Source organism: Thermus sp. (genome assembly GCF_056332225.1).
The window spans coordinates 1-8128 of record NZ_JBWGQW010000058.1; the positions used below are offsets into that span (position 1 = coordinate 1).

Here is an 8128-nt window from a genome sequence, read left to right on the forward strand (position 1 = left end):
CGTAGTGGCCGTAGACGAGCACGGTGGGAGCCTTCTCGTCCACAAGGCGTTCGGCGTAGAGGATGGGGTGGAGGGGGGTCTCGTGGAGCTCCGTGCGGAAGCTCAGGGCCTTGAGCCTCTCCTCAAGCCAAAGGGCCGCCCGGCGGACGTCCTCCTTGCGGGCGGGGTCGGTGGAGACCGAAGGGATGGAAAGGAACTCCAAAAGGGGCGCCAAGGCGTTCACGCGCCCATACTACTCCCTTGGAAGAGGCCCTTGCCCTCCTCCAGGAGGAGGAGCCTGAGCCGGGCCACCTCGGCCTCAAACCGGGCCTGCAGGGCCTCGAGCTCCGCCCGAAGCCGCATGATCTCCTCCACCCCCGCCAGGTTCACCCCAAGCTCCTGCGTCAGGCGGCGGATCTCCCGGAGCTTCTCAATGTCCCGCTCCGAGTAAAGCCGCGTCTTCCCAGAAGACCGCTTCGGCTTGATCAAACCCTTCCGCTCGTAAAGCCGAAGCGTCTGGGGGTGCATCTCCACCAGCTCCGCCGCCACCGAGATCACGTAGACCGGGCGGTCCTTGGGGGAAGGCTTGGCCGCCTCCCCGGGGGCAGGAAGGGCCTTGCGCTCAAGCTCCTGGAAGCGCTCCCCGATCTCGGCCTTGAGCCGGGCCACCTCGGCCTCAAACCGGGCCTGCAGGGCCTCGAGCTCCGCCCGAAGCCGCATGATCTCCTCCACCCCCGCCAGGTTCACCCCAAGCTCCTGCGTCAGGCGGCGGATCTCCCGGAGCTTCTCGATGTCCCGCTCCGAGTAAAGCCGCGTCTTCCCAGAAGACCGCTTCGGCTTGATCAAACCCTTCCGCTCGTAAAGCCGAAGCGTCTGGGGATGCATCTCCACCAGCTCCGCCGCCACCGAGATCACGTAGACCGGACGGTCCTTATCCATGGCCTTCAGCCCCTCCCGCTAAGGCGTCCTCACCCTTTTCATTATACGGGCCCTGTAAAGCCTAAGCGCAAGGAAGCTCTCCTCGCCGCCTCCACCACCCGGGGGGCCAGGCGGTGGGCCTCCTCCAGGGAAAGGCGGCTTGCGGGGGCGGAGAGGGAGAGGGCCGCCACCACCTCCCCCGAGGGGCCAAAGACCGGAGCGGCCACGCACCGCACCCCGAGCTCCTTCTCCTCGTTGTCCAGGGCGTAGCCCCGCTCCCGCACCGCGCGAAGCTCGGCCAGAAGCTCAGGGAGGCGGGTGAGGGTGTGGGGGGTGTAGGGGGGCAGGGCAAGCCCCTCGGGCACCCCCCGGTAGGCCAAAAGCACCTTACCCACCCCGGTGGCGTGGAGGGGGGCGGGGCTTCCGGGAGCGGTGAAAAGGCGCACCAGGCGCGTGCCCTCCACCTGGTCCAGGTAAAGGGCTTCCTTGCCCGCGGGCACCGCCAGGTTCACGCTCTCCCCAAGCTCCGCCGCCAACGCCTCCATCTCCGGCCGCACCGCCTGCAGGAGGCTCTTTTGCGGGTAGACCTGGCCTACCCGGTAGGCCATGGGCCCCACCCGGTAGACCCCTCCCGTCTCCTCCACGAACCCCCGGCGGGCCAGGGCCTGGAGGAGGCGGTAGAGGGTGCTCTTGGAAAGCCCGGTGCGCCCCGCGACCTCCCCAAGCCCCCCGGCCCCCAGCTCCGCCAGGGCCTCGAGGACCAGGAGGCCCCGCTCCAGGGTCCTGACCTCCCGGGCTCCCTTTTCCCTGGGCCTCGGCATGCCCCCGAGGATACCAGGGCGGACCCTATTTTTCAATAGACAAAAAATCGTTTTGCTTCTTGACAAATCCCCGCCCCTCCCTTAGGCTCAAACCACCATGAAGGGCGTGGAGATCACCAAGGACCATCCCCTCCTCGGGGAAGTGCTCACGGAAGAGGCCCTTAGGTTCGTGGTGGCCCTCCAGCGGGAGTTCAACCCCGTGCGCAAAGCCCTCCTGGAGCGGCGCAAGGCCCTTTGGGAGCGGTACAAGGCGGGAGAGAGGCCGGACTTCCTGGAGGAGACCCGCTTCGTCCGGGGCGGGGACTGGAAGGTGGCCGAAGCCCCGCCTGACCTCCTGGACCGCCGGGTGGAGATCACGGGCCCCGTGGACCGGAAGATGATCGTGAACGCCTTAAACTCCGGGGCCAAGGTCTTCATGGCGGACTTTGAGGACGCCCTCTCCCCCACCTGGGACAACGTCATCCGGGGGCAGAAGAACCTCTACGACGCCGTGCGCCGCCAGATAGACTTCGTCTCCCCCGAGGGCAAGGAATACAAGCTAAAGGAGAAGACCGCCACCCTGGTGGTGCGCCCAAGGGGCTGGCACCTTGTGGAAAAGCACGTCCTGGTGGACGGGGAGCCCATCTCGGCGAGCCTCTTTGACTTCGGCCTCTACTTCTTCCACAACGCCCACGAGCTCTTAAGGCGGGGAAGCGGGCCCTACTTTTACCTGCCGAAGCTTGAGAGCCACCTCGAGGCCCGCCTCTGGAACGAGGTCTTCAACTTCGCCCAGGACTACCTGAAGATCCCCCGGGGCACCATCCGGGCCACGGTCCTCATTGAGACCATCCTGGCGGCCTTTGAGATGGAGGAGATCCTCTTTGAGCTCAAGGAGCACGCCGCCGGGCTCAACGCGGGCCGGTGGGACTACATCTTCAGCTGCATCAAGAAGTTCGCCACCACCGCCCCCATCTTCCCCGACCGGGCCCAGGTGACCATGACCGTGCCCTTCATGAAGGCCTACACCGAGCTTTTGGTCAAGTCCTGCCACGCCCACGAGGCCCACGCCATCGGGGGCATGGCCGCCTTCATCCCGAGCCGCAAGGACCCCGAGGTGAACGAACGGGCTTTCCAGCAGGTCCGGGCGGACAAGGAAAGGGAAGCCTCCCAGGGCTTTGACGGCACCTGGGTGGCCCACCCGGACCTCGTGCCCGTGGCCATGGAGGTCTTTGACCGCTACCTGGGGGATAGGCCCCACCAGAAGCACGTGAAGCGGGAGGACGTCCAGGTGAGCGCGGCGGACCTCCTGAACTTCCACGTCCCCGAGGGCAAGGTGACGGAGGCGGGGCTTCGCAACAACGTCTCCGTGGCCCTCCAGTACCTGAACCAGTGGCTTCTTGGCAACGGGGCCGCCGCCATCTTCAACCTCATGGAGGACGCCGCCACCGCCGAGATCAGCCGGGCCCAGCTCTGGCAGTGGGTCCACCGGGAGGCCAGGCTGGAGGACGGCCGCCCCGTCACCCCGGAGCTCTACCAAAAGGTCAAGGAGGAGGAGCTTCAGAAGCTGGGCGGGAGGGAAACCGGCCGCTACCGGGAAGCGGAGGAGATCCTGGACAAGCTCGTCCTCTCGGAGGAGTTCGTGGAGTTCCTGACCCTGGTGGCCTACGACTACATTGACTAGGCCGAAGGCGCGGAGGGTGGGGGCTTCCTGCCCTAAAGTGGAGGGGAAAGGAGGGCAAGGGTGGGCTTCTTGGAGGAACTCAAGGCCCTTTTACCCGGAAGGGTCCTCACAAGGGAGGCGGAGCTCGCCCCCTACGAGTCCGACGCCCTCACCGCCTACCGCAAACGGCCCCTCGCCGTGGCCCTGCCGGAGAGGAAGGAGGAGGTGGTGGAGGTGGTGCGCCTCTGCCACCACTACGGCGTCCCCTTCGTGGCCCGGGGAAGCGGCACGAGCCTCTCGGGAGGCTCCCTCCCCGTGGAGGGCGGGATCGTCCTCGCCCTGAACCGGATGAACCGGATCCTAAAGCTGGACCCCAAGGCCCGGATCGCCGTGGTGGAGCCCGGGGTGGTGAACCTCGAGGTCTCCCGCCAGGCCGCTCCCTTTGGCCTCTACTACGCCCCCGACCCCTCCAGCCAGCCCGTAAGCACCCTCGGGGGAAACGTGGCCTTCAACTCCGGGGGGGCCCACTGCCTGAAGTACGGGATGACGGCGAACCACGTCCTGGGCCTGGAGCTCGTCACGCCTAAGGGGGAGGTGGTGCGCCTCGGGGGGGAGAGCCTGGAGGGGGTGGGGCCGGACCTCCACGGCTTCTTCGTGGGCACCGAGGGGCTTTTGGGGGTGGCGGTGGAGATCACCCTGCGGCTCCTCCCCAAGCCCGAGGCCTACCACACCGTCCTCGCCGCCTACCCGAGCCTCGAGGCGGCGGGGGAGGCGGTGAGCCGGGTGATCCGGGCGGGGCTTCTTCCGGGGGCCATGGAGATCATGGACCGCCTGAGCATAGAGGCCGCGGAGAAGGCGGTAAAGGCGGGCTACCCCCCGGTGGAGGGGCTCCTCATCGTGGAGCTGGAAGGCCCCAGGGAGGAGGTGGCGGCCGAGGCCGAGGTGCTCCACCGGGTCCTCGAGGAAAGCGGGGCCCTGGAGGTGCGGGTGGCGCGGGGCGAGGCCGAGCGCCAGGCCATCTGGAAGGGCAGGAAGGCGGCCTTCAGCGCCGTGGGGAGGCTTTCCCCCGACTACCTGGTCCAAGACGGGGTGGTGCCCCGCTCCCGGCTCGGGGAGGCCCTGAGGGAGATCGGGCGCCTCTCCCGGGAGTACGGCCTGAGGGTGGCCAACGTCTTCCACGCCGGGGACGGGAACCTCCACCCCCTGGTCCTCTACGACGGGAAAAAACCGGGAGAGCTGGAAAGGGCCGAGGCCCTGGCCGGGGAGATCCTGAGGCTTTGCGTGCGGCTTGGGGGCTCCATCACCGGGGAGCACGGGGTGGGGGTGGAGAAGAAGGCCTACCTCCGGGAGATGTTCTCCGAGGCCGACGTGGAGGCCATGGAGCGGGTGAAGGCCCGCCTGGACCCCAAGGGCCTCGCCAACCGGGGCAAGGTCTTTGACCCCCGGGTGGAGGTGGCCCCGTGACCCTCAGGCCGGAAGGCCTCGAGGAGGTGCGGGAGGCGGTCCTCGCCCACCCCCACCTCCGGGTGCGGGGCGGGGGGACCAAGCCCGCCCTCTCCACCCCAAAGGAGGGGGAGGCCCTCTTGGACCTCTCCCGCCTCCGGGGCCTTTTGGAGTACGAGCCCGAGGAGTTCGTCTTCACCGCCCTCGCCGGAACCCCCATCGCCGAGGTGGAGGAGGCCCTTAAAGCCCACGGCCAGTACCTCCCCTTTGACCCGCCCCTCGCGGGGAGAGGGGCCACCCTGGGCGGGACGGTGGCCGCGGGGCTTTCCGGCCCCCTGCGCCACCGCTATGGGGGCCTTAGGGACTTCCTCCTCGGGGTGCGGTTCGTGGACGGGGAAGGGAGGGTGGTGCGGGGCGGGGGCAAGGTGGTGAAAAACGCCGCGGGCTTTCCCTTCCACCGCCTCATGGTGGGCTCCCTGGGGGCCTTCGGGGTGATGGTGGAGCTCTCCTTCAAGGTCTTCCCCAGGCCCCGGGCCACCCGGACCCTGAGGGTGCGGCGGGAAACCCTAAGGGAAGCCCTCGCCGACCTGGAAAGGCTGAGGCTTCTCCCCTTGGACCTCCTCGCCCTGGACCTCGTTCCCCCCGCCACCCTCGAGCTTCGCCTGGGGGGGTTTAAGGAAAGCGTGGAGGCCCGCCTAGGGCGCCTCTTGGGCCTCCTTGGGGAGGGGGAGGTCCTGGAGGAGGACGCCCCCCATTGGGAGGGGGTGCGGGACCTCGCCTTCTTGGAGGGAAGCCCCGTCTGGGTCAAGGTTCCCACGAAGCCCCACCTCATCCCCGAGCTGGAGGGGCTTCCCCTGGGCCCAAGGCGCTACCTGGACGGGGGGGAGGTGCTCTACGCCGGGACCGCGGAGGAGGGCCTAAAGGCGCTAAGGGAGAGGGGGCTTCCCCACCTGGTCCTCCAAGGAGCCCAGGAGCCCCTCCATCCCCCGCCCCTTTCGGCCTTCTTCGCCAAGGTCAAGGAGGCCCTAGACCCCAAGGGCCGCTTTCCCTTAGGGTGAGAGCATGCAGCACCAAATCCCCGTGGAAAACCTGGGCAAGGAAGGGGAGGTGATGGCCCACGCCATAGAGGCCTGCGTCCACTGCGGCTTCTGCCTCCCCACCTGCCCCACCTACGCCGTCCTCCAGGAGGAGATGGACTCCCCGAGGGGCCGGATCTTCCTCATGAAGGAGGTGCTGGAGGGGAACCTGGAGCTGGAGGAAGCCCTCCCCTACCTGGACCGCTGCCTCGCCTGCCAGGCCTGCGTCACCGCCTGCCCAAGCGGCGTCCCCTACGGCGAGCTCATCGCCACCTTCCGCCTTTGGAGCGAGCCAAGGCGGCACCGTTTTCCCCTGGAGGCCGCCTACCGCCTGGGCCTCCTCCGCACCCTCCCCTACCCCGGGCGCTTCCGGCCCCTGGCGGCCCTCGGCGCGCGCCTGAAGCCTTTCCTCAAGCCCCTTCCCCTCCCCAAGGCCCTAAAAGCCCCCCTCCGCCTCCTCCCGGACCGCCTCCCCGAGGAGGCCCCCTACGGGGAGGTCTACCCCGCCAAAGGGGAGAGAAAGGCCCGGGTGGGGCTCCTTTTGGGGTGCGCCCAGAGGGTCTTGAGGCCCTCCATCAACCAGGCCACCATCCAGGTCCTCCAGGAAAACGGGGTGGAGGTGGTGGTGGCGCCGGAGCAGGCCTGCTGCGGCGCCCTAAACCTCCACGCCGGGGACAAGGAGGGGGCGAGGGCCCTCGCCCGGAAGAACCTGAAGGTCTTCCGGGAGGTGGACTACGTGGTCACCAACGCCGCCGGGTGCGGCTCGGGGATGAAGGAGTACCCCCTCCTCTTCCTGGGGGAGCCCGAGGAGGAGGAGGCCCGGGCCCTCGCCGCCAAGGTGAAGGACGTGGCCCTTCTCCTGGAGGAGGTGGGCTTTGCCCCGCCCCCGCCCCCTAAGCGCCCCTTGCGGGTGGCCTACCACGACGCCTGCCACCTGGCCCACGCCCAGGGGGTGAGGGAGGCCCCGAGGCGGCTTCTGAGGGCGGCGGGCCTCGAGGTCCTAGAGCCCAGGGAGTGGGAGCTCTGCTGCGGGAGCGCGGGCACCTACAACCTCTTCCAGCCGGAGATCGCCGAGGCCTTGGGGAGGAGGAAGGCGGAGAACCTCGAGGCCACGGGGGCGGACCTGGTGGCCACGGGCAACATCGGCTGCCTCACCCAGATCCAGGCCTACCTGGACCTCCCCGTCCTGCACACGGTGGAGCTCCTCGCCCTCCTCTACGAGGGGAAGGACCCTTTGGCTTGACATGCATACCTTTTTATGGCCATGCTTAAAGCGTGGCCCTCACCATCCGCAATAAGGAGGTGGAGCGCCTGGCCGAGGAGGTGGCCCGCCTCGCCGGGGAGACCAAGACGGAGGCCGTAAGGAAGGCCCTGGAGATGCGCCTTAGGGAGCTTCAGCGGAAGCGAAGCTTTGATCGGGTGATCCGCTTCCTGGAGGAGGAGGTCTGGCCCCAGATCCCGCCGGAGCTTTTGGGGAAGGGAATCCCTAAAGAGGAGATGGACGAACTTTGGGAGGACTAAATGGTCGTGGACTCCTCGGCGCTCCTGGCCATCCTTCTCCAAGAGCCCGACTACGGGCTTTACTTGGAAGCCATCCGCCAAGCTCCCAAGGCCAGGGTCGGCGCCCCCACCCTGGTGGAAACGGCGGTGGCCCTGGGTCAACGCCTGGGCTTTGCCAAGGTCCATACGGTGGAGGCCCTTGTCAAAGAGCTCGGCTTGGAGGTGGTTCCCTTCACCGAAGCCCACTACCGAGAAGCCGTAAGGGCCTACGCCCGCTACGGCAAAGGCCGCCATCCCGCCCGCCTAAACCTTGGGGACTGCCTGAGCTACGCCTTAGCCCGGGTAGAGGGGGAGCCCCTCCTCTACAAGGGCCAGGACTTTGACCGGACGGACCTGGCGTGGAAGCCCTCCTGAGGGAAGCCTTCCTCGAGGCCCTGAAGGCCACGGACCCCTACCGCCTCACGGCAAGGCACCTCCCCCCTTGGCGGCCCGACCTCGTCCTGGCGGTGGGGAAGGCCGCCTACCCCATGCTCCGGGCGGCTCTGGAGCGCTACGGGGAGGTGGCCTACCACCTCACCCTGCCCAAGGGGCAAAAGGCCCCGGGCCTAAGGGCCCGCTTCGCGGGCCACCCCCTTCCCGACGGGGAAAGCCTAAGGGCGGCCGAGGAGGTCCTCGCCCTTCTGCAAGGGCTTTCCCCAAGGGCGCGGGTCCTCGCCCTCCTCTCGGGCGGGGGAAGCGCCCTCTGGTGCGCC

The 8128-nt window shown here is 68.3% G+C and carries 9 protein-coding genes and 1 pseudogene; 7 read left to right on the forward strand and 3 right to left on the reverse strand.

Annotated features, from left to right (window positions below):
- The 3 genes and pseudogenes from AC01Y6_RS08850 to AC01Y6_RS08860 all read right to left on the reverse strand — a co-directional run.
- A pseudogene (locus tag AC01Y6_RS08850) lies at positions 1–223 on the reverse strand (peptidase M20); the annotation flags it as partial.
- Positions 220–918 carry a heat shock protein transcriptional repressor HspR, fused homodimer type gene (hspR, locus tag AC01Y6_RS08855; RefSeq protein ID WP_428715128.1) on the reverse strand — a complete coding sequence of 233 codons (699 nt, stop codon included), beginning with the start codon at positions 916–918 and terminating at the stop codon, positions 220–222. The gene hspR and the pseudogene AC01Y6_RS08850, both read right to left, overlap by 4 nt.
- 41 nt (positions 919–959) lie before the next feature.
- Positions 960–1718 (reverse strand): IclR family transcriptional regulator, encoded by a 759-nt coding sequence (locus AC01Y6_RS08860; protein WP_347241961.1) that lies wholly within the window; start codon positions 1716–1718, stop codon positions 960–962.
- 97 nt (positions 1719–1815) lie between these two features.
- Between AC01Y6_RS08860 and aceB the strand changes: the two genes are divergently transcribed.
- From aceB to AC01Y6_RS08895, 7 genes are all read left to right on the forward strand, one after another.
- Positions 1816–3378, forward strand: coding sequence for a malate synthase A (aceB, locus tag AC01Y6_RS08865; protein ID WP_347241960.1), 1563 nt, complete (start codon positions 1816–1818; stop codon positions 3376–3378).
- Between the two features lie 60 nt (positions 3379–3438).
- Positions 3439–4821 (forward strand): FAD-linked oxidase C-terminal domain-containing protein, encoded by a 1383-nt coding sequence (locus AC01Y6_RS08870; protein ID WP_428720166.1) that lies wholly within the window; start codon positions 3439–3441, stop codon positions 4819–4821.
- A complete protein-coding gene (locus AC01Y6_RS08875) occupies positions 4818–5858 on the forward strand; it encodes an FAD-binding protein (protein WP_476671170.1) in 1041 nt (346 codons plus the stop codon). The genes AC01Y6_RS08870 and AC01Y6_RS08875 overlap by 4 nt, the downstream gene beginning before the upstream one ends.
- A gap of 4 nt (positions 5859–5862) precedes the next feature.
- Positions 5863–7119: a glycolate oxidase subunit GlcF gene (gene glcF / locus AC01Y6_RS08880; protein WP_476671171.1), complete on the forward strand. Its 1257-nt coding sequence runs from the start codon at positions 5863–5865 to the stop codon at positions 7117–7119.
- A 32-nt stretch (positions 7120–7151) separates the two neighbouring features.
- Positions 7152–7397: a type II toxin-antitoxin system VapB family antitoxin gene (locus AC01Y6_RS08885; protein WP_476671172.1), complete on the forward strand. Its 246-nt coding sequence runs from the start codon at positions 7152–7154 to the stop codon at positions 7395–7397.
- Complete coding sequence (locus AC01Y6_RS08890; RefSeq protein WP_476671174.1) at positions 7398–7790, forward strand: type II toxin-antitoxin system VapC family toxin; 393 nt, start codon at positions 7398–7400, stop codon at positions 7788–7790.
- Positions 7775–8128, forward strand: a 354-nt coding sequence (locus tag AC01Y6_RS08895) for a DUF4147 domain-containing protein (RefSeq protein WP_476671176.1), incomplete at its 3' end; no start/stop codon positions are given. The genes AC01Y6_RS08890 and AC01Y6_RS08895, both read left to right, overlap by 16 nt.